Source organism: Pseudomonas helleri, assembly GCF_001043025.1.
Taxonomy (GTDB): Bacteria; Pseudomonadota; Gammaproteobacteria; order Pseudomonadales; family Pseudomonadaceae; genus Aquipseudomonas; species Aquipseudomonas helleri.
Genome location: NZ_JYLD01000002.1, coordinates 1 through 20715, shown reverse-complemented (window position 1 = coordinate 20715; position 20715 = coordinate 1). Strand labels below are relative to the sequence as shown.

17 protein-coding genes are annotated in these 20715 nt (G+C 56.7%); 7 read left to right on the top strand and 10 right to left on the bottom strand.

Annotated features, from left to right (window positions below; translation table 11 throughout):
- The first annotated feature begins 6 nt into the window (after window positions 1-6).
- The 4 genes from TU84_RS02810 (at window position 7) to TU84_RS02795 (ending at window position 2032) form a co-directional block, all read left to right on the top strand.
- On the top strand, window positions 7-312 hold the full coding sequence (locus TU84_RS02810; RefSeq protein ID WP_048367001.1) for a HigA family addiction module antitoxin: 306 nt from the start codon (window positions 7-9) through the stop codon (window positions 310-312).
- Between the two features lie 130 nt (window positions 313-442).
- Window positions 443-847: an NUDIX hydrolase gene (locus tag TU84_RS02805; protein ID WP_048367778.1), complete on the top strand. Its 405-nt coding sequence runs from the start codon at window positions 443-445 to the stop codon at window positions 845-847.
- A 21-nt stretch (window positions 848-868) separates the two neighbouring features.
- Complete coding sequence (locus TU84_RS02800) at window positions 869-1507, top strand: LysE family translocator (protein ID WP_048367000.1); 639 nt, start codon at window positions 869-871, stop codon at window positions 1505-1507.
- Window positions 1508-1522: 15 nt separating this feature from the next.
- Complete coding sequence (locus TU84_RS02795; protein WP_048366998.1) at window positions 1523-2032, top strand: GNAT family N-acetyltransferase; 510 nt, start codon at window positions 1523-1525, stop codon at window positions 2030-2032.
- A gap of 184 nt (window positions 2033-2216) precedes the next feature.
- Here TU84_RS02795 and metR read toward each other — a convergent pair whose 3' ends face one another.
- Entirely contained in the window at window positions 2217-3134 is a 918-nt protein-coding gene (gene metR / locus TU84_RS02790) for a transcriptional regulator MetR (RefSeq protein ID WP_048366996.1), read from the bottom strand.
- Between the two features lie 318 nt (window positions 3135-3452).
- Here metR and TU84_RS02785 point away from each other — a divergent pair, with 318 nt between their 5' ends.
- Both TU84_RS02785 and TU84_RS25200 read left to right on the top strand, forming a co-directional pair.
- On the top strand, window positions 3453-6323 hold the full coding sequence (locus TU84_RS02785; protein WP_048366994.1) for a Tc toxin subunit A: 2871 nt from the start codon (window positions 3453-3455) through the stop codon (window positions 6321-6323).
- A 15-nt stretch (window positions 6324-6338) separates the two neighbouring features.
- On the top strand, window positions 6339-10391 hold the full coding sequence (locus TU84_RS25200) for a Tc toxin subunit A-related protein (RefSeq protein ID WP_053225181.1): 4053 nt from the start codon (window positions 6339-6341) through the stop codon (window positions 10389-10391).
- Window positions 10392-10417: 26 nt separating this feature from the next.
- On the opposite strand, the gene TU84_RS02775 is transcribed toward TU84_RS25200, so the two are convergent.
- From TU84_RS02775 to TU84_RS02750, 6 genes are read right to left on the bottom strand one after another with little or no spacing between them, the layout of a single operon-like run.
- Window positions 10418-11809 (bottom strand): sigma-54-dependent transcriptional regulator, encoded by a 1392-nt coding sequence (locus TU84_RS02775; protein ID WP_048366993.1) that lies wholly within the window; start codon window positions 11807-11809, stop codon window positions 10418-10420.
- Window positions 11806-13569 (bottom strand): sensor histidine kinase, encoded by a 1764-nt coding sequence (locus tag TU84_RS02770; protein WP_048366992.1) that lies wholly within the window; start codon window positions 13567-13569, stop codon window positions 11806-11808. The genes TU84_RS02775 and TU84_RS02770 overlap by 4 nt, the downstream gene beginning before the upstream one ends.
- Complete coding sequence (locus tag TU84_RS02765; RefSeq protein ID WP_048366991.1) at window positions 13569-14693, bottom strand: GNAT family N-acetyltransferase; 1125 nt, start codon at window positions 14691-14693, stop codon at window positions 13569-13571. The genes TU84_RS02770 and TU84_RS02765 overlap by 1 nt, the downstream gene beginning before the upstream one ends.
- Before the next feature lie 15 nt (window positions 14694-14708).
- Window positions 14709-15575 (bottom strand): alpha/beta hydrolase, encoded by an 867-nt coding sequence (locus TU84_RS02760; protein ID WP_048366990.1) that lies wholly within the window; start codon window positions 15573-15575, stop codon window positions 14709-14711.
- Window positions 15572-16966 carry an aspartate aminotransferase family protein gene (locus tag TU84_RS02755; RefSeq protein ID WP_048366989.1) on the bottom strand — a complete coding sequence of 465 codons (1395 nt, stop codon included), beginning with the start codon at window positions 16964-16966 and terminating at the stop codon, window positions 15572-15574. The genes TU84_RS02760 and TU84_RS02755 overlap by 4 nt, the downstream gene beginning before the upstream one ends.
- A complete protein-coding gene (locus TU84_RS02750) occupies window positions 16959-17654 on the bottom strand; it encodes an MtnX-like HAD-IB family phosphatase (protein ID WP_048366988.1) in 696 nt (231 codons plus the stop codon). Before TU84_RS02750 ends, TU84_RS02755 begins: the two co-directional genes overlap by 8 nt.
- 226 nt (window positions 17655-17880) lie before the next feature.
- Between TU84_RS02750 and TU84_RS02745 the strand changes: the two genes are divergently transcribed.
- Window positions 17881-18639: a MipA/OmpV family protein gene (locus TU84_RS02745; RefSeq protein WP_048366987.1), complete on the top strand. Its 759-nt coding sequence runs from the start codon at window positions 17881-17883 to the stop codon at window positions 18637-18639.
- Between the two features lie 131 nt (window positions 18640-18770).
- On the opposite strand, the gene TU84_RS02740 is transcribed toward TU84_RS02745, so the two are convergent.
- Genes TU84_RS02740 through TU84_RS02730 form a run of 3 tightly spaced genes read right to left on the bottom strand, consistent with a single transcriptional unit; the run spans window position 18771 to window position 20493 of the window.
- Window positions 18771-19172 carry an EamA family transporter gene (locus TU84_RS02740; protein ID WP_048367775.1) on the bottom strand — a complete coding sequence of 134 codons (402 nt, stop codon included), beginning with the start codon at window positions 19170-19172 and terminating at the stop codon, window positions 18771-18773.
- A 29-nt stretch (window positions 19173-19201) separates the two neighbouring features.
- Window positions 19202-19576 (bottom strand): DMT family transporter, encoded by a 375-nt coding sequence (locus tag TU84_RS02735; RefSeq protein ID WP_048366986.1) that lies wholly within the window; start codon window positions 19574-19576, stop codon window positions 19202-19204.
- Window positions 19573-20493, bottom strand: coding sequence for an arginase family protein (locus TU84_RS02730; protein WP_048366985.1), 921 nt, complete (start codon window positions 20491-20493; stop codon window positions 19573-19575). The genes TU84_RS02735 and TU84_RS02730 overlap by 4 nt, the downstream gene beginning before the upstream one ends.
- Window positions 20494-20715 lie beyond the last annotated feature (222 nt).

The following is a 20715-nucleotide window of genomic DNA, read 5'->3' as shown; positions in this document are numbered from 1 at the left end:
TGAATCATGTTTAAAAACGGCATGCGGCCCATACATCCCGGAGAGATTCTCAAGGAGGAGTATCTGGATCCGCTTGGCCTGACAGCCGCTGCACTGGCACGAGCCTTACGGGTTTCTGCACCGACAGTGAATGAAATTGTATTGATGCGTCGTGGCATTAGCGCAGATGTGGCGTTGCGCTTGGCTATCGCCTTGGACACGTCGGCGCAATTTTGGCTGAATCTGCAAACAGCTTACGACCTGCGCACCGCTGAAATTGCAAAAGGGGCGCAGATTGAAAGAGAAGTCGAGAAAGTAGTCCATTGCGCCTGACGAAAACAACACTGCAATCATTCAGGGAGCGGTCCAGTGTGTTGACTACAGCGCTCGATAATGCACGGGTTGTGGTCGACTTGAGACTCGTGTGATCCTTGCCGCCTTTGTGTTCAAGGCGTCTTTTTTCATGTCCAAAACCATCCGTATTGCTGCTGCTTTGTTGATCGAGCCCAATGGCCAGACCTTGCTCGTACGCAAGCGCGGCACTCAGGCTTTCATGCAACCTGGCGGCAAGATTGATGCAGGCGAGCAGCCTGCCGAGGCCTTGGCCCGTGAGCTGCACGAGGAGCTTGGCCTGATCATTGAGCCCTCGGACGCCGTATACCTGGGTAACTTTTCGGCGCCTGCGGTCAACGAGCCGGGATATACCGTGGAGGCCGAGTTGTTCCAGGTCACCATCGACGAGCCGGTCAGCCCGGCCGCCGAGATTGAGGAGGTGCGCTGGATTGATCCGGTAACCGATGGCGACCTGATTCTGGCACCCTTGACACGTGACTTGATCCTGCCGTTTTATCGCCAATCGATGGCCTGATATCACACCCAAGGACTGCCCATGATTCCTGCTCATGATCTGCTGATTTTTGCTGCGGCCTGTTTGCTGATGGTGCTGACGCCAGGGCCGAACATGATTTACCTGATTTCACGTTCGATCTGTCAGGGGCGTAAAGCAGGGATCACTTCTCTGGTCGGTGTAGTGGCCGGTTTCTTCGTGCATATGTTTGCTGCGGCAGCGGGGCTGACAGCCGTTTTTCTGGCCGTGCCGATGGCTTATGAAGCGTTGAAATGGGCAGGCGCGCTGTACCTGTTGTGGATGGCCTGGCAAGCCTTGAAACCTGGTGCGCGCTCGCCGTTCGAAGCGCGTGACTTGGCGCCGGATTCAACACCAAAGCTGATGCTGATGGGGTTTATGACCAGTGTGCTGAACCCCAAGGTGGCGATGTTTTACCTCTCGATATTCCCGCAGTTCATCACCCCTGAGCATGGCTCGGTGTTTATCCAGAGCCTGGTGCTGGGCTTTACTCAAATCACGGTCAGCTTCAGCGTTAACCTGCTGATCGCTTTGTTCGCTTCCGGTATCGCCGTGTGGTTTGCGCGCAACCCCACGTGGCTGATCGCGCAACGTTTTGTGATGGGTTTTGTATTGGCGGGGCTGGCGATCAGGCTGCTGTTGGAACAACGTAAAACCGTTTGATTGGGACCCACCGTAATGGCTATTGAACTGCTTGATCCCTCCTACGCCAAGGCTTATCGCCAGTTGATGCTGGAGGCGTACTCGCTGCACCCTGAGGCCTTTGTGTCTGGTATTGCTGATCGTGAGGAATTGCCGCTGAGCTGGTGGGAAGGGCAATTGGATGACGAGTTAAGCGCCCTGTTTGGTGCTTTTATTGACGCGCAACTGGTGGGCATTGTCGGGTTGGCATTTGAGCCCTGGGAAGACGCGCAGCACAAGGCCACGTTGTTTGGCCTGTACGTACCCCACGCCTTTCGCGAGCAGGGAGTGGGCGAGCAACTGGTGCAGGCCGTGCTGTCGCTGGCCGAACAAGAACCTGATATCAAAGTGGTTGAATTGACCGTGAGTGCCAACAGCACGGCGGCGCTGGCACTGTATCGGCGTTGCGGGTTTGAGCAATCGGGGCTGGAAGACAGCGCGATTCGGGTTGGCGAAGACTATTACGACCGCGTGCATATGCGGCGTCTGACGACGCCGGAGGAATAACGGCAGGAGCGAGGGGGCCGCCGCGTCTTCGACGCCGCGCTGTCGCGCATCAAACAGGACAGCGAGTATCTTCAGCATCCCCCAATCGGTTCCCTCTCCTTCGGGAGAGGCGTGGTGAGGGGGCTCTTAGATCAAGATCAAAAGATCGCGAGGCAAGCTCGCTCCTACAGGCGGTGGCGGTGCTTTATTTCACCGCGCTCACGCCATCCAGCGTCGAGAACGACGTGTCTTTTGCGGTCAGCAAGAAGTCGCGCATGTAGGGCGCATCCAGCATGTCGGTGCGCACAGCGGCATACAGCGTGGCGAACAAGCCTTTCTCACCCAGGCGCTTGGCCTGCACATAGCCCCGTGAGCTGTATTCATGCAGCGCCCAATGCGGCATCCCGCACACGCCTCGGCCACTGGCCACCAACTGCATCATCATCACCGTCAGTTCAGAAGTCCGCACGTGTGCCGGTTCAATATCCGCAGGCTCCAGGAAGCGGGTGAAGATGTCGAGGCGGTCACGCTCCACCGGGTAGGTGATGAGGATTTCTGTGCTCAGGTCTTCAGGCACGATAAACGGTTTGCTGGCCAGCGGATGTTGGTTGGCCACCGCCAGCATGGCTTCGTAGGTAAACAGCGGCACGTAAGTCAGCCCGGCGATTTCTTGCGGGTCTGACGTCACCACCAGGTCCAGATCACCCCGTGCCAACGCTGGCAGAGGCGCGAAAGCAAAGCCCGACGCCAGGTCGAGTTCAACTTCAGGCCAGGCATCGCGGAACTGGTCGATGGTGGGCATCAGCCACTGGAAGCAACTGTGGCATTCAATCGCCATGTGCAAGCGCCCGGCTGTGCCGCCCACCAGCCGTGTGATATCGCGTTCAGCCGCACGCAGCAATGGCAGCATGGCGTCAGCCAGTTGCAGCAGACGCAACCCGCTGCTGGTGAAACGCACGGGTTTGGTCTTGCGCACAAAGAGCGGCATGCCCATGCGCTCTTCCAATTCTTTGAATTGATGAGACAGCGCAGATTGAGTCAGGTGCAAGCGCTCGGCCGCTTCAACCAGGCTGTCGGACTCGCGTAAAGCGTGCAGGGTTTTGAGGTGACGAATTTCCAGCACGGTGACTCCATGAGTAAACTTGATGATCAACACGAAAGCGTTGAGTTTGTCTCATGTTGCCGTGGGTGTCGATAAGACGCATGACTGACGGGGTGGAGCGGTATGCCGATCGGGTCCCCACTAGTGCCCGTACACCTTCCCCAGGGTTTCTGATAAGTGGTATGCAGTACTGTCATTTCTTACAGTAGGCAAGCCCCTTTGTGCATTGCTTAATCACTCTCAGCAGAGCCTGCCTCCGATTTATGTGCTGCCACCTCTACGAATAGCAGAGGTAAAGCCTACGGGGGTTAATTAAGCCGCCAATTGGGAATGTTAGTGATGGTTGGGAAAAAGTCGTCCGAAAAACCCACTACAAAAAAAGACACAGACAAAAAGTCAGCTAACAAAGGAAAGAAGGCCACAAGCACGCCGCAAAAGTCTAAAAAAATCAAGACAAACGACACTGTCCAAGCGGCGCCCATTCCGGAACGCAGTGCTGTGGCTCGTGACGCGTTGCAAGCGTTCAACCAACAGCTCACCCGGCTAGGTTTTACTTCCGTGTTTGAGGTGGTTCGTCGTGGTCGTACCCAGGTTGTTGCTCACTTGCTGCAACAACCCGCGCTGGGGTTGCAACATCACCAAGCAGTAGATTTTTATGAGCAAGCGCAAAGCCGGGCGGCCTCTCTGACGCGGCTCTATGCTCAATTGTGCGCGCGGAGCGAGCCTGCCATGCGAGGCTTGAGCAAGTTGGGTGTGCATTACAACCGTACCTTGATGCAGCGTTCACTCGGTGGTGGCGGCAACTATGAAGATTGGTTCGAGCCGGCCAGTGGCACTGAGTTTGCTCACCCTGACTCGGTAGGTTCGTTGTTTTCCCCGGCCAGTTATCTGACTGATCTGTATCGTGCCGCCAAGCCGCTGCACCCTGTTGCGCATGGCCTGCAGTTAGATAATCGGCGCCCTGATCTGGGCTCGCTGACCCTGAACGACGCCAATTTGCATGAAGAAATCTCGACGCTGGCTCTGACCCTGGAAGTGCTCGATGCCGGTGTAGAAGGTGATGCTGACGAATTACTGCGTACGACGGTTTATCCGATGAATCTGCCTTATAACCATGCCAGCGAAAGAATTTTTCAGGGGCTGGCAGCCCGTAAAAATAGCCCCGTGGATATTTGGTCGGTATTGGGGGATTTCGAGGGCGCGGCGTTAAACCGGGATCTTGAACTGTTGAGCTGGGCAACGAGAATGCCTGTTGCTTATGCGCGTGATGCGTTGGGAATGTCCCCGGAGTTAGTCAACATACTGACTGAACAGCGCAATACATCTGACGCAAGTGTGGCCAGATACTTTGGTCGCCCTAGTATTACTAGCATGCGTTTCGCATCGGATTTTCAAAAGGCCCTTAAACTGCCTGAAGACACTATTTTAGAGGGATTAGGGGCGGGGCCTTATTATGAGGATGAGACCACGCTGCTCTTGGAAAGTGACCCTGAACAACGACGTGAACCGATTACGATCATGGTGAGTAAGCAGGTCATTATTGTCCCACCTCAAACCTACGGTGCACGCTATATCAATGGCTGGGACGACGGTGATCCGGCCGCAGCCAAACCCTTCTATTGGTACGTCGGCGCAGCGCTCGGTCAGGAAGTGCCTGCGCCAATAAACAGCCCCTCAAACAGTGGTTTGTACAACCGTAATGGCCGTGCTTTCGAACGTCTCAATCGCCTGGTTCGGCTGCAGCGACATCTGAAGGTATTGTCGTTCGCAGAACTGGACTGGCTGATCAGTCAGGCCAACGAAGATATAACGGCTCACCCATTGACGCAGACGCTGCAGGCACTCGCAGTCTATATGCCACTGCGCAAGCGGTATGGCATGACGGTGAATGGTTTTGCCGCCTGCCTGGGTGTGATCAACACCTTCCATGCCACGGGCACGTTATCGTTTTATCGTTCCCTGTTTGGTCAGGCTGACTTGATCGGGAAAATCAATATTTCCTTCAGTGGTACGTCTGAAACGCCAGACGCCACCTCTATGAAGGTGCGCGCAGCGCTGTGCCAAGGCCTGCAGATTGATGACGGTGCGCTTGTTTTGCTGGCGGGTTACTTGCCAGGTATTACCGGGGCGGTATTACCAGTGCTGCAGTTAGAGCACATCTCAGCGCTGTATCGGCTGGTTGCGATTCCACGATTATTTGGTCTGAGTGTGCTCGAGGCTTTGTATCTTTGGGACTTAATGGGCAGCCCCAATGCTATTGCTAAAGCGCTGGCTCAACCAAGGCCTGGCGCCGTTGCTCTCGGTGTCTTGATCCGCACGGGTTATCTGGTCGACTGGATGAGTGCCGAGCAATTGGAGCCCGCGTCATTGGTCGCGATGACAAGTAATCGCTATCCGGTGCAGCTCACTCATGAACTGAAATCCTTTATCGATAATATTTACAGCACGCTGACTGGTCGTGAAGTGGTCACGCCTGAGCGACGGTTTACAGAGGACGCGTCAATAAAGGCTCAACTGGCGCGCCATTTCGCAGCAGAGTTTGGCTTGAAGCCCAATGTCACAGCGACCCTGCTGATGTGGGTCGACGCCGTCGCCGGGATGATGAACCCAAATTTGTTGGAATATGACCTATTAAATTTTTGGGCTGATATCCAGGCATTTTGCCAAGACAGTAAATTCAGTACTGACAAAATAGTTCAGTACGCCTGTTTGGCGAGGCAGTTCGCCCAAGTCTGCTATTGGGCTCAGTTGGGCGAGCAGGACTTGGCGCTGCTGATGCCCAGCGTTGAGCCGGTCAGGCCTTCGGTGCTGACAGGCCAAGACACGATGCCCACGTTAACGCTGAGTTTTCTGCTGCTGTTGTCGCGCTATCGTCGCTGGCAACTGCAATTGATTCGTCCGGTGGCCGAAGCGCGTGAATTCCTGAAGCGCGCGGCCGAGGGTGACCCGGATTTAACGGTCGACGGCGCCGCGCAATTGCTCAGCGACCTGCACGGTTGGCAACTGGCACAAACCAGGGCGCTGATGGGCGAACACATTCCGTGCAGTTTTACAGCGTTATTGCCCTTGCTGCGTCGTATGCAATTGAGCACAAAACTCAATGTATCCCCCACCAATCTTTCCCTGATTGAGACATTGACTGGCTCAGGCACATTACAGCCAACCCTTGAACACATTGCCGACTTGATCATCGCAGCAGCGCATGGTTAGCACGGGAGAAACAGCATGAACGAGACTTTGTTAGCTGGCCTGAACGAATCCCGGCGCGATGCTTTGGTGGCGTATTACATCCAGCGTGTGATTCCTGATCGTGGTCTTGGTGAGTTGGCTGAAAAAATTGTCAGCGCAGATGATCTTTATGAGTACCTGCTGCTGGATACGCAAGTGTCCGGTCTTATCAAGACCAGTCGTATTGCCGAAGCGGTGGCCAGTGTCCAGTTGTATTTACACCGTTGCCAGGAACAGTTGGAGCCTGATACTGACGCGCAGGCCATGCAAGAGGCTTCACGCCACAACGGCTATTTCAGCCGTTGGAACGCCTATAACAAACGCTACGCCAACTGGGCCGGATTACAGCGGTTATTACATTACCCCGCCAGCTATATTGACCCTGAATTGCGCTACAACAAAACCCAGTTGTTTGTGGAGCTGGAGTCAGCGATCAATCAGGGCCGTGTTACCGAAGAACGCGTTGAACAGGCGTTTACGCAATACGTGAGCGGCCTGCGCAATGTGCTGGATATTCGTTATGACAGTGGGTATCAGGTCGAACCGGCTGGAAAGCAGGGGGCCGCGTATTTTTGCGGCAGCATTCCCGGTACGACCGGGGAGTATTACTGGCGACGTGTGGATGCAACCGATTACGGTGAAGACTCTAGAGTGCGCAATGCCGGAGCATGGACAGAATGGCTGAAGATTGATGCGCCATTACAACCATTGCCGGACACTGTACCGTCGATTGTATATTTTGATAGTCGCCTGCATGTGCTGTGTGTGCATGAATATGCGAGCAGGAGCGAACTTACCGATACAGGCGACGCTCTTGAAACTCAACTAATCAATATTCGGGAGCTGCAAGTCGCGACCTTGCTTCCCAGCGGGCAATGGAAGTTGCGTAACTACCCACTCACCAATAACGCCCTCGGCGTTTTTGCGGTTGAATTGCGTGATGTCAGGCCAGGTGTGGCGCCGTCGTTGGGTGTTTTTTTTGATGTTCCCAAGGGGCTTGATGTTGCTCGCTACAATAAAACGTTACAACCGGTTGAGTCGTTAGGTGTAATGGATAACTTGGGGTTTATACATGAGCTTATACATGAACCCTATAGCCATATCTTCCCGGTGCGGCAGCCAATTAGTTATACGGCAGCCACGGAGGCAACCGAATATAAAGTGGAGAGTAATTTTTATCGTGATTATTTTGATAATGCAGGGGTAGGATTTAAAGTTTCTGATTTAGTATTTCTAAAGTCTGTATATGGTAAGTTGACAATTGATATGGGTGTAGTGGTAAATTATCCGTTTGGCGTTAAACTTGCTGTTGAGATTTTTTATTCTAATAGTAGTGTTTTCGGTTCTAAGTTTTTTGAAGGGAGAAGTCATAACGGAAGGGCTGCGGCTCACACTGATGTTTTATTTGATGATTTTGCGACAGACAGGTTGTTTAGCGTAAAGCTGCATCTCAATACCATGGCGTACGATGTTGAGTTGTCACGAGTGAATGATAGTGCCCCGGCAACCTTCAACAACATCGTCCCCAATGAGAGCCTGTGGATCTCAACTTCCCGCCTGAACACAGGCCGTACTCAAATGTTGTACACCATGCCCGGTCAACATAAGGAGTTCACCTTAACAACACTCGCCGGTCCGTTAATGGAACAAAAAATGCTCGATGGCGTGGACGCGCTGTTGTCATGGGACCTGCAGCAGCTTTTGATCGATCCAGAGGATTACGCTGGCAACACGATTACCCGCCCACTCACTTTTATTGGGGGTGTAGGGCTCTACACATGGGAAGTGTTCTTTCATGCCCCACTGTTGATTGCCAACCGACTATTGTCTGAACAGCGTTTCGATGAGGCCGAGCGTTGGTTTAAGCGCATCTTCGATCCGGCAGGTTATCGCGATGCCGATGGCAACTTGCAGATGAATGGTACGCAGCCGCGCTACTGGAATGTGCGCCCGTTGCAGGAAGACACCGCCTGGAACCCTTCGTCCCCAGCTGATACCGATGACCCTGATGTCATTGCTGCCGCTGACCCTATGCACTACAAGCTGGCCGTTTACCTGCGCACATTGGAACTGCTGTCCGCGCGCGGCGACCAGTTGTATCGCCAGCAAACCCGCGACAGCCTCAGTGAGGCCCGCATGTGGTACGTGCAAGCCCTGCAAATGCTCGGCCCGCGCCCGACGCTGCCGTTAGCTCTGGCGTGGGACGCACCGACACTGAACGAGGCCAGCAGTGCTGACAATCTTCGATTACTGCAGTTGGAACAATTGGTCGAGCAGCAATTACCGCATCTGGCCCCTGCATCCGTGCCGCAGATTACAGTGGTCAACGGGCCGTTTCGGGCCCCGGTTGATGCCGCCGTGCTGGCTTACTGGGATCGTTTTGAAGGGCGGCTTTACAACCTGCGCCATAACCTGTCCATCGACGGGCATCCGCTGTCACTGAAACTATTCGAGTTACCCACTGATCCGCGCGCGCTGCAAATGGCACGGCTGGCGGGGGACGGTGCAGGTAGCCAGGAGGCGCAAGTTACACCACTGCTGTGGCCGCAACGCTTTCCAGTGATAGTGGAGCGTGCTCGTACTGGCGTACAACAGGTCATCCAGTTCGGTGCCAACCTGCAAAGTGTCCTCGAGCGCCGCGACGCCGATGCGTTAAGTGTTATGCAGCAAACTCAGCAGGGCGGGCTGCTGGCCATTTTGCGTGAAGTACATCGTGCCAATCTGGCCTCGCTCGACCAGACCCTGGAGGGGATGAAGAAAAGCCAGGCCAGCCATTTGGCCCGTCAGCAGCATTACGAGGCGCTGTACCAGGAAAATATCTCCTCGCGAGAGCAGCAGTCCATGGACTTGCGCAGCGACGCAGGCTATATCGACAGCGCTGCAGGAGTATTGCGGCTAGTGGGTGGAGGATTGAATACGCTCCCAACAATGGCCATGGCGGGGGGTGGTATTGGTTTTGCTATGGGCGGGGCGGGATGGGGCAAGTTAGGCAGCGTCGTTGATGCTTCCAGCGACGCGCTTAGAATTACGGCCAACATAATGGAAGGCATCGCCGGGAAAATAGATATATCCGAGCAATACCGCCGCAGGCGTCAAGACTGGGATTTGCAGCGTGATCAGGCGCGGCGTGAAGTGGAACAACTCACGGACCAGATCGCGGCCTTGAACCAACAAAAAAACATGACCCTTAAACAGCAACAGCAGACTGAGCTGGAGCAGGCCTACAGTGCTGCGGTACTGGAAGTAATGACCACCCGCTTCACCGGTCAAGCTCTGTTTAATTGGCAGGCTGCGCGGTTGGCCACGCTTTACTACCAGCTTTACGACTCGGTATCTGCACTGTGTACTCAGGCGCAAGCCAGCCTGCGCTGGGAAACGAGTGATTTGCGCAACTATCTGCGCCCAGGTAACTGGAACGATCTGTATCAGGGGTTGCTGGCCGGGGAGAGTCTTCTTCTGAGTTTGCAACAGATGGAGAACACATACCTGCAGTGGGATCGTCGGGCATTGGAGGTGCGCAAAACGGTCTCGTTGCTGTCGCTGTCCCCGAGTCTGATTACAGACATTCAAACAGCATTGACGCAAAAGGCCTCTACGCTCGCACGCCGTCATGAAGAACCGTCCAAGGTGACTGTGACGTTGAAAGATGAGGGGCTGATCCTGACCTTTGATCTCAAAGACATGAATATCGCGAACGATTATCCGGACAGGCTGGGGGCGAGGCGTTTGCTCAAGGCGTTGAGTGTCTCGCTACCCGCACTTCTGGGGCCGTATCAAGACGTGCAAGCTTTATTGAGTTACTCGGGCAATGAACCGATAGCGGACGGTTGCACGGCGATGGCGATTTCCCATGGTCTGAATGACAACGGCCTGTTCCAGTTGGATTTCAACGATGGGAAGTATTTGCCGTTTGAAGGCATACCGGTGAAAGACGCGGCGTTTTCTCTGATGTTTCCGAACGCTGCTGAGCAGGCCAATACCCCCAACCAGCAGGCCATGTTAATGAGCTTGAATGACATTATTTTGCATATCAATTACACCATTCGCTAAACGTGCCCCGAGAGGCCAGGTGAGTATCACCTGGCAATCTTGTCGACATGTATATCGAGTTTTTTCAGGCGATACCAAAAGCTGCGCTCTGAAATCCCGATCAATTGTGCGGCCGCCGCCTGAACGCCTTGGGCCTGTTGCAAGGCGGCCAGGATGTAGGCCTTTTCAACCTCGGCCAGGGCGGCTTCCAGATCAGGTGGGACGCAGACTTCAGGGGTCAGCAAACTGCTGTTCTGCAGCGGCTGGGCACTGAACAGATAAGGCGGTAAATCGCTGTCTTCGATGGTGCTGCTCTGGGCCACGATGGTGGCGCGTTCAACGCAGTTTTGCAGTTCGCGAATGTTCCCTGGCCAGTTGTATTGCGTCATTGCCTGCAAGGCGCTCGGGCTAAAACCGGTGATTCGTTTACCTGCGGTAGCGCCCAGGTTGTGGGCAAAGTGCCGCGCCAGCGGGCCGATGTCTTCAACGCGTTCGCGCAAGGCGGGCAGCGGGATGGGGAAGACGTTCAGGCGGTAGTACAAGTCTTCGCGAAACTCTTTGTTGGCCACGGCTTCCAGCAGGTTTTTGTTGGTGGCGGCAATCACCCGCACGTCCACTTTACGTTCTCGCGGGTCGCCTACGGGCTCAATCACCCGTTCTTGCAACGCGCGCAAAATCTTGGCCTGCAAGGCCAGCGGCATGTCGCCTACTTCATCGAGAAACAACGTGCCTTTGTCGGCCTGCATAAAGCGCCCGACGCGATCGGCAACCGCGCCCGTAAAGGCGCCTTTGCGATGGCCAAACATCTCGCTTTCCAGCAGCCCTTCAGGAATGGCCGCACAGTTGACCGCGACAAAGGGCTTGTCTGCCCGGCTGCCATGTCGGTGGATGGCGCGGGCGACCATTTCTTTGCCGGTGCCGCTTTCGCCGGTCAGCAAGATGGTGGCGCTGCTGTCGCGTACCGAGTCGATGGCCTGCAGGACACGACGAAAACTCGGGCTTTCACCCACCAGGCTGTCTATGTGCTGGTGTTCATCGAGTTCGGCGCGCATGCGGGCGTTATCACGCACGATGTCGCGAAATTGAAGGGCTTTGCTGACAGTGATGTCGAGCTCGTCGATGTCGAAGGGTTTGGCGATGTAGTCGTAGGCACCGTTACGCATCGATTGCACGGCGTTTTTCACCGTGCTGTAGGCGGTCATCACGATCACCGGCAATTGCGGGTAGCGCACTTTGACCTCGGCCAGTAACTGTGGGCCGTCCATGCCGGGCATGCGCCAGTCGCTGATCACCAGGTCAATGTCTTCCTGCTCAAGAATGGCCAGGGCTTGCAGGCCGTTGCCAGCGGTGAACACGTGAACATCGTTCTGGGTCAGCGCCGAGCTGAGCAGGTCACAGAGTTTTGGCTCATCGTCGACTACCAGTACGTTATGGCTCATGACTCATCCCCTCCGTGGGCCGGAATATACAAGTTGAAGGTGGTGCCAGCGTCTTTTTCGCTGAGGCATTCAACACGGCCGTCATGGTTTTCCAGGATCGAAAACACTTTGGGCAAGCCCAAGCCGGTGCCCGAAGCTTTGGTGGTAACAAATGGGGTGAAAATGCGTTCGATCATGTCAGCTTCAATGCCTTGGCCCGTATCGATAATGCTCAATACGGTATCGCCGTTGTCATCCTGCGCAATGCGCAAGGTCAGGTAGCCACCGTCCGGCATGGCGTCGATGGCATTGATGATTAAATTCAGGCACGCCTGCTTCAACTGTCGGGCGTCGGCATACAGGGTCGCACCGGGGGCCTGATCATCGATCTGGGCTTTAACGTTGTGGCTTTTCAGCTCGGGCTCGCAGAAGCCCAGAATGTCTTCGACCAAGGGCCGCGCCAGTTGCTGCGAGCGCACCGGGGCGCTGGGTTTGGCGAAGTCGAGGAACTCGGTGATCAGTTCGTTGATGCGCGTGACCTCACTGACCACGTATTCCAGGTGGCGCTTGTCGGTCTCGCCCAGGTCGGCCCGGCGGTGCAGCAACTGGGTGGCGGTTTTAATGATGCCCAGCGGGTTGCGGATTTCGTGTGCCAGGCCCATGGCCACTTCGCCCAGGGCATGCAGGCGGTCACGCCGACGCAATTGGCCTTCGAGGTGTTGTAACTCGCCCAGGCGCGCAGTCATGTGGTTGAAGGTGCTGCTCAACTCGGCCAGTTCATCGTGTCCCGACACTGCGACGCGCTGGTTGTAATCCCCCGCCGTCACTGCGCGTACGCCTTCGGACAAAGCCCGTAGCGGGCGTGTCAGGCGTTCTGACACCAGCCAGCCGACGGTCAGTGACAGCAGCGAGCCGAGCAGAAAAATCAGCGTAAACAGGTTGGTCTGATTGACCAGCCCGACGAGGCTGGAGTGGCGCAGCAGGCCGCTGTAGATCACCCCTTGCAACTCGCCGTTGTCGTTAAGGATGGGCCAGTACAGACCGCTGTAGCGGCTGGTGAATTGCTCGCTGGGGAGCTTGGTCTCGCGCAGCGTCTTCTCGATGCTGTGGGAGAGCATGGGTTTGTGTTCATCAAAATGCTGGCTGGAGAAAATCTCGGCGAAGCCATTGGCATTGGACAGGTACAGGCGCAGGTCGAGGGAATGCACATCGGCCACGCTGGTCAGGAAGCTGCTGTCCATGAAGGTCGCCACCAGCAGTTGGTAGTCCTCGCCGTCTTGAACGGTAGGAAACGTCGACACCACGGTGCCGGTCGGCACGCCGCCGACATTGATGGTCTGCAAGACGGCGTTGGGGGCCAGGCTGATCTGGTCGACGATGTTGTCGCTGGCGGTGCTGAACACCACTTTATGGTCGCTGCTGCGAATCAGTGCCACTACATCAATGCCCATCGCGTCGGCAATGTCGGCGGTGAGTTTGTCGTGGCGAATGGCTTTGTTGGAAGACGGCGGGTGGGTGTATTGCTGGAACAACTTGGCGACGCGGGCGTTGTCCTGAAGGATCTCGCTGATTTCGTCTTTGACGATTTTGGTCGATTCCTGCAGCCAGACCCGCACGTTACTGTCGAAAATCTGTGACAGGGTGGTGGCGGCCAATTCTGCGGCAATCATGGTCGGTACGACGCTGACCAGCCAAAAAGCCAGTACCAATTTGCGCTGCACCGTCCAGCGCGAGACCTTGAAGGGCTGGGGTTTGCGCGAAGATTCAGGCGTGATGGGCATTATGTCTCGCTTATCGCGGCAGCCAGAGCAGGGTCGTGGCGGTCAGGGCGGATGAACAGTTTGACCAGTTTGAGCACGCCATTGATCAAGCGGTTGCGATGGCGAAAGAACAGGGTGTTGTTCTGAAACGTGCAACCCAGGCGAATCTTGCTGGCATAGCCTGCCTGACCACATTCATATAAGGCAATGTTGTTGCGAATACAGTAGTCGACATTCACCACCCAACTCCTGAAATACAAGTTGTACTCGCGGCTAAGCGTGAGGTCATGACCAAAAAACTTGTCGATCAACCGATGCTCGTCAATCAGCACCAGGTTGAAGGCGACCAGATGTTCGTCGACCCAATACAGCACGCACAGCGCCCGGTCACCCAGTTGCTCGAGAATACCGGTGAAATAGGCGGGCGGTAAGCGTTCAAATTGCAAATCACTGCGTTCGAGGGTGGCTTCGTACAGGCGCATGACCTCGGGCAAGACGTCGTCGATATTGTTGCGCCATTCCACCCGTGGTTCTGGCGCCCGCAGCTTGCGGCGCATGTCTTTGCGCGTCGATTTACCCAGAGAGCCGAGGTAGCTGTCGACCGAGCCATAGGGCACCGGGAGCATGGCGCTGGGTAGGCTGGGCATGGATTGAAAACCCGCCGCCTTGCAGCTGTGCGCCCAGTCATTGTCGTGGCTGGGCACGTCTTTGACGGCAATCAGGCCGATGCCCAGTTGGGCGGCGTCGCTGTGGGCCAGCTTAAGGAGTCGGGCGAGCAGGGCGGGGCGTTCGGAGGCGGCAATGTGGCTGGCCGTGCCCGCGCTGCATTGTTCTGTCACCGGCGAACCGATGGCGTACAGGTGTAAGTGCATCAACCCGGGCATCACGCGATTCAATTGCTCGGTAAAGCGTTTACCGATGCCTTGAACCGTGGTGTCAAGCCGATAGCTGGTGGTGAATGCGGTGGCTGCTGCAATCAAGGTCGAGCCTTCGAACAGCGTCAGGTAACGCCATTCGAAGCCCTCGATGCCGGCTTTTTCGACCGCCATGATGTAGTCCCAATCCTCCAGAGCACCTGGGAAACAGTCATTCCAGGCCTCGCGCTCGATGGCCTGGAGTGATGAAAAGGCGTGGGCAGTAATCATGAGACGTCCTTGGGGTCAGGCTTGTTGCAAATACTCAATCGGTTGCGTTGTCACGTTGCTGTTCTTTTTTACGAAGGCGGCACTCAACTCGATCACTCGGCGGTATTGCAGGTCGACGGTGATCATGTGGTAGCAGTTGTCGAGCAACACTTTGGTTACCTGGCCGCCCAAGTGGCGCTCCACGTAATCGGCGTTCCAGCGGCTGGTGATGTCGTCTTCGATGGAGTGCAGCACTAGTGCAGGCGTGGTGATCGACGGCATGCGTTTCTTCACCACAGCGTTCATCCGGTGCAGTTCGCGCACGGTCACGCCTTCCATCGTCAACAACCCGGCATTGCTGCTTTCGCCGGCTTTCATCTGGCGCTCGACAATCGCCCGCAAGCGCTCGTTCTTGATGCCGTAAGGCGGCTTTTCTTCAAAGCTGCACAGGTGCACACCGCCCGGAATCGCCATCAGCAGCGGGGTCAGGAATGCCAGCTTGTTGATGCTCCAGCCGTCGTAACGCAAGGTGGTGGAATACATCAGCAAACCGGCGACCTGGCCGGGGTGCTCGGAGGCCACGTACATCGACATTACGGCGCCCATCGACAAGCCGCCGACGAACACCTGCTGGTGACGTTGGCGAATGCCGGCGAAGGTTTTGCGCACGCCTTCGTACCAGTCTTGCCAGCCGGTGGCTTGCAGGTCGCTGTTGTCACCGCAGTGCCCGGCCAGGGTCGGAACGTACACCGTGCACGTACCGTCTTTGGCCAGGCCCTGGGCCACCCGACGGAGTTCCGTCGGGGTGCCGGTGAGGCCGTGGATCAACAGGATCCCGACCTCACCTGTGCCGAGAACGAAACCGGCGTCGCCTTCGCCCAGATCGATCTCTGACGCGTTCACCGTTTCATCGCCCGGTGCAGCAGGCGGTCGAGCAGGGCCAGGCCCAGGTCGATTTCTTCGTAGCTGATTTCCAGCGACGGTGCCAGGGTGATGACGTTTTTGTAGTAGCCGCCCACGTCCAGAATCAGACCCAGACGCTTGCCGTCGATTTCGATGTCGCCCTTCATGCCTTCTTCAACCATGTAGTCCAGGGTTGCCTTGTCTGGCGTGAAGCCGTCCGGACCGCAGATTTCGCAGCGCAGGGCCAGGCCCAGACCGTCGACATCGCCGATGATCGGGTAGCGTTTTTGCAGCTCTTGCAGGCCTTCCAGGAAGTATTTGCCCTTGGCCATGACCATCGCGCCGTAATCGACTTCGCTGGTCATTTTGAACATTTCCAGGCCTACGGCGGTGCCCAGCGGGTTGGACGCGAAGGTAGAGTGAGTCGAACCTGGCGGGAATACCTTCGGGTTGATCAGCTCTTCACGGGCCCAGATGCCGCCCAGCGGGTTGAGGCCGTTGGTCAGCGCCTTGCCGAAGACGATCACGTCTGGTTTGACGTCAAAGTGTTCGATCGACCACAGCTTGCCGGTACGCCAGAAGCCCATCTGGATTTCGTCGACCACCATCAAGATGCCGTGCTGATCGAGCACTTGCTTGAGTTCGCTATAGAAGTTCATCGGCGGAATCACGTAGCCGCCGGTGCCCTGGATCGGCTCGACGTAGAACGCTGCGTATTCACTTTGACCGACTTTCGGGTCCCACACGCCGTTGTATTCCGTTTCGAACAGACGGGCGAATTGCTGCACGCAGTGGCTGCCGTATTCTTCTTTGGTCATGCCTTTAGGGCCGCGGAAGTGATACGGGAACGGGATGAAGTTGGCACGCTCACCGAAGTGACCGTAGCGGCGACGGTAGCGGTAGCTCGAGGTGATCGAGGACGCGCCCAGGGTACGGCCGTGGTAGCCGCCTTCGAAGGCGAACATCAGGCTTTTGCCGTTGCTGGCGTTACGCACCACTTTGAGGGAGTCTTCGATGGACTGCGAACCGCCGACGTTGAAGTGCACGCGACCGTCGAGGCCGAACTTGTTTTTGGCGTCGACTGCGATGCGTTCCGACAGTTCGATCTTGCCTTTGTGCAGGTATTGGCTGGCGATCTGCGGCAGGGTGTCGATCTGTTGTTTCAGCGCGTTGTTCAGGCGTGGGTTGGCGTAACCGAAGTTAACCGCCGAGTACCACATTTGCAGGTCGAGGTAAGCCTGGTCTTCGGTGTCCCAAACGTAGGAGCCTTCGCAGCGGCTGAAAATACGTGGTGGCTCGATGTAGTGAACGGTATCGCCATACGAGCAGTACTTGGCTTCTTTTTCCAGAAGAATCTGGTCTTCAGCGGTAGCGATTCGAATATCAGACATGATTGAAGAGTTCCTGCTGGTCACGAGAATAATGAGGGGCGTTAGCGGCGTTGCTTGGCAATTTGGCGAGCAAGGCCGGGAGTTCAGAGAAAGAGTCGAAGCGTGCGTACGGGATGCCGTTGCGCTCGCAGTGCTCGGCCAGGCTGTCTTTGGCAAACACGAAGTCGGCGGACGAGGCCACGCACATGTCGGAACGGCCATCGCCAATCACCAGCACGCGCTTGCCGCTGGGCGTGGACTTGCATTTGCAGTTGCCCGAGGCGGCGCGGCAGGCGTCGCTGGAGTAAGGGAAGTCAATGCGCCAGCTGTTCTGGTCAACCTGACGCAAGCGATTGGCGAGGATCGGCAGCAGGGTCACGTAATTGCGTGCCAGGATGCGCGCGATGCCTTGCTCGATGCCGTCGCTGACCACTTCCAGGGTGGCGCCGAGGCCGATGACGTGATCGACGAAGTCCGGGAAGTCCGGGTCAATCTCCACCGTATCGAAGTAAGCCAGCAATTCGGCTGGCGAGGCTTTGACCAGCGACAGCTGGCGGCTCAGGCATTCACGCGAACCGATTTCACCTTGCACCCATTGTTCTTCGATCGTCTCCCAGCTAGGGTCAGCGAAGCGTTGAAGAATGTTGTCGATGACGTCGGTGCGGGTAATGGTCCCGTCGAAATCACACACGATATGCCATTGCATCATCTGCATTGTCCTGTTGAGGAGAGGCGCTGTTTGCGCATGAACAGGCAATTGCATCGACTGTGCCAACTTGCCAAAGCCCAGCTGGCGCGGGCCTTGGAGGCGGGTGCGAGCAAATTGACGTTGTGGAGCTACAATTTTTGTAGCTCGCTACAAACAACATCAGTGCTTGCGTCGATTGGCCAAAAAAGCGATTGATGCGCGCATGAATTTCTATGGAACCCGTTTTATGAAAACGCCTTTGTCTGCTTTTGTGCTGTTCACTCTGCTAAGCGCCGGTGCGCACGCGGCCGATGGCCCGAGTGGTGAAGCAGGCGTAGGGGTGGGCTATCAGCCCTACGACCCGAGCGGCAGCCGCTACCAGACAGTGCCGTTGCCGTATTTCGACGTGGATTGGGGTGATTTCAGCCTGGATACCGACGACGGCCTGACCTGGAACGCGCTCAACGCCAATGGCTGGACGGCGGGGCCATTCATCAACTATTTGCCGGGGCGTAATGCCAACGGTTCGCTGCGCGGCTTGCGCGATGTGTCCGACATGGCGCAACTGGGCGGCTTTGTGCAATACAGCCCGGCTGACTTTTGGCGTCTATATGTGCAAGTGGGCCAGGCGGTAGGCGCCGCTGGCGGGCAGGGCGGCGTATTGGGCCAGGTGGGTGGCGAGTTGGGTTATCCGCTGGGCTTCGGGATTATTGGCAGCAGCCAATTGTCAGCGCACTTTGCCGATGGCCGGCAGATGTCGACCTTCTTTGGGGTCAATGCCAGTGAGGCCCAGGCGTCGGGCATTGCGCGGTACAACGCCAGTGGCGGTTTCCAGAACGTCACCCTGACCCAGAACTTTGAATTCCCGCTGGCGCAGCATTGGTCGCTGGTGGCCAGCGCGAGCTGGATACGCCTGGTCGGCTCGGCGGCCGACAGCAGCATCGTCAAAGAAATAGGCGATGTGAACCAGGGCACGGTACAAACAGCGGTGAGCTACAAGTTTTAAACACCTGTAGTCGCTGACTAGGCACGAAGGCTGCGATGCGGGCCGCAGGACCGCCGTCTGGAGGTCGCTTCGCAACCTGTCGCAACCTATCGCAGCCCATCGCAGCCTTCGTGCCTCGGCAGCGACTACAGTCAATCTTCTGGTTCACCATCGGCAAGTAAGGCAATGCCGACAATAATCACCGCCACGCCCGCCCAGTGCAGCAGGCTGATGTGTTCTCCCAGCCCCAGCCACGACCCCAGTAAAACCCCCACAAACACCAGCGAACTCAGCGGGAAGGCCAGCGACAGGCTGCTGCGCCGCAGAATCAGCATCCACACAAAAAAGGCCCCGATATAGCAGGCTATCGCCACCCAAACCCCCGGGTTGGTCATGACCGCCTGCAACCATTGCAGGGTGAAATCCATCTGGCCTAGTTGGTCGCCGCCGACTTTGGTAGCGATTTGCCCGCCGCTTTCGAGAATGATCAGCAGCGCCCACAGCACCACGGTGCCCAAGCGGCCATGCAGCCAGCCGTCGGTTGTTGTGTTCATCGGTTCAGTCTTTTCCACGCATTAGCTCCTTACGCTCCGGCGATGCAGACCAGCATCACGCCAAGGGTGATCACCAGGGTTCCCATCCAGCGCCGACGGCTGACGTGTTCACCCAAAAACACTTTGCCGGCGAACACCACGCCGCAATACGCCAGCGCAGCGGCGGGGAACAACAGGCTCAGCGGTGCTCGTGACAGCGCTTCGAGCCAGACAAAAAACTCGATGACATAGGCGCCGATCCCGGCCCACAGCAGGGGCGCGTTAAACACCTGGCCCCAAAACGCATTGAGGCGAAAACCGCCTTCGAGCTCAGGCAAACGGTCGAGGCCGACCTTGAAACACAATTGGCCGATAACATCGAGGACGATAGAAAACGCCACCAGCAAAATCACAATCAGCGTCACGGGAACAACTCCTCAAACAGCGCAATCAGCGCGTCGTTAGTGGTTGAGTTGCGCAAGAGGTCAGTGTCACTCCAGCGCTCTGGCGGCGGTTGATCGGACTTGGCCTCCCAGCGTTTGAGCACGTTGCTGTGCGGGGCTTTGGCAAACTCGCCGCACACATCAATGCCCAGCACACGCTTGCTCGCGGCCAGGGCGCGGATGGCGTGCAACAAGTGGCTCAAACGCATGCCGCCCTGGTCCCAATTGGTGGCCGCGTCTTCACTGGCCAGCACGTCTTTGTCGATGGTGATCCAAATGGCGTCTGTCGGCAGGCCCTCAATCAGTTGTTCGATAAAAGTTGGCCAGTCCTGATCGGCCAGGTTGCGCCAGTGCAGGAGGTTTTCCCGTTGTTCATGGCCTGCGGCATCACCGATCCGCCCCCAGACTTTGGTGGGCGCGTGTTGCCAGGGGAAGAGCTGCAAGTCGCCCCGTTGTACGGCCCCGAGGTTTCCGCCCTTGAGCTGCGGATTCTCCAGGTCATCGCTGCACGGGCCGAGGGTGACGATGCGTTTGATAGTCGGCAGCTTCAGTGCGCGATTGACCCACGACCCGCAATGGCGGCGGGGCGCAAAGCGGACCCAGTCGGGGTGGTTATCGAAGTGAATCAGCGTCACCGGCTCGCTCAGATCAGCCAGCAGGGCCGGGGTGAGATGGTGATAGTCACCGGAGCCGACAAAGAAGATTTCTGGCGTGTTGGCACGGGGTTTTGGGCGTTGCTGCAGCTGTTTGACGAAACGCTGGTAATTGCGCTCGGTTGACCAGAGACGCAATTTTGGGCCCAGGGCCAGTAAATCGAGGCGGGTTGCGCGGCCATCGGCCAATCGCTGCGCAATAGGCGCTTGAGCGGTCAGGCTGTGATCGAGATCGAGAATGTTCAATGTGATATTTACCCCATTCAATCGCCGCCGAACCAGGCCGGGCGGGCTTTTCAGGGTAAATGCAAGGTACGTGCCTGCTTTACAAATCTGCCATCTGTAATTACATGGACTCGCCCAAGCCGAGGCGTCTGTGCGCCACGGTGGCATTCTATTAGAAGCCAACGACAGCGAGGGCGAGTCCATGAAAAAGAATACGACGACCAATCAGTACGTGCCAACCGA

What these genes read in the sequence shown, in the direction of transcription:
- TU84_RS02810 (WP_048367001.1), top strand. Translation starts at nt 7, where the DNA reads ATGTTTAAAAACGGCATGCGGCCCATACATCCCGGAGAGATTCTCAAG.
- TU84_RS02805 (WP_048367778.1), top strand. Translation starts at nt 443, where the DNA reads ATGTCCAAAACCATCCGTATTGCTGCTGCTTTGTTGATCGAGCCCAAT.
- TU84_RS02800 (WP_048367000.1), top strand. Translation starts at nt 869, where the DNA reads ATGATTCCTGCTCATGATCTGCTGATTTTTGCTGCGGCCTGTTTGCTG.
- TU84_RS02795 (WP_048366998.1), top strand. Translation starts at nt 1,523, where the DNA reads ATGGCTATTGAACTGCTTGATCCCTCCTACGCCAAGGCTTATCGCCAG.
- TU84_RS02785 (WP_048366994.1), top strand. Translation starts at nt 3,453, where the DNA reads ATGGTTGGGAAAAAGTCGTCCGAAAAACCCACTACAAAAAAAGACACA.
- TU84_RS25200 (WP_053225181.1), top strand. Translation starts at nt 6,339, where the DNA reads ATGAACGAGACTTTGTTAGCTGGCCTGAACGAATCCCGGCGCGATGCT.
- TU84_RS02775 (WP_048366993.1), bottom strand. Translation starts at nt 11,809, where the DNA reads ATGAGCCATAACGTACTGGTAGTCGACGATGAGCCAAAACTCTGTGAC.
- TU84_RS02770 (WP_048366992.1), bottom strand. Translation starts at nt 13,569, where the DNA reads ATGCCCATCACGCCTGAATCTTCGCGCAAACCCCAGCCCTTCAAGGTC.
- TU84_RS02765 (WP_048366991.1), bottom strand. Translation starts at nt 14,693, where the DNA reads ATGATTACTGCCCACGCCTTTTCATCACTCCAGGCCATCGAGCGCGAG.
- TU84_RS02755 (WP_048366989.1), bottom strand. Translation starts at nt 16,966, where the DNA reads ATGTCTGATATTCGAATCGCTACCGCTGAAGACCAGATTCTTCTGGAA.
- TU84_RS02750 (WP_048366988.1), bottom strand. Translation starts at nt 17,654, where the DNA reads ATGATGCAATGGCATATCGTGTGTGATTTCGACGGGACCATTACCCGC.
- TU84_RS02745 (WP_048366987.1), top strand. Translation starts at nt 17,881, where the DNA reads ATGAAAACGCCTTTGTCTGCTTTTGTGCTGTTCACTCTGCTAAGCGCC.
- TU84_RS02740 (WP_048367775.1), bottom strand. Translation starts at nt 19,172, where the DNA reads ATGAACACAACAACCGACGGCTGGCTGCATGGCCGCTTGGGCACCGTG.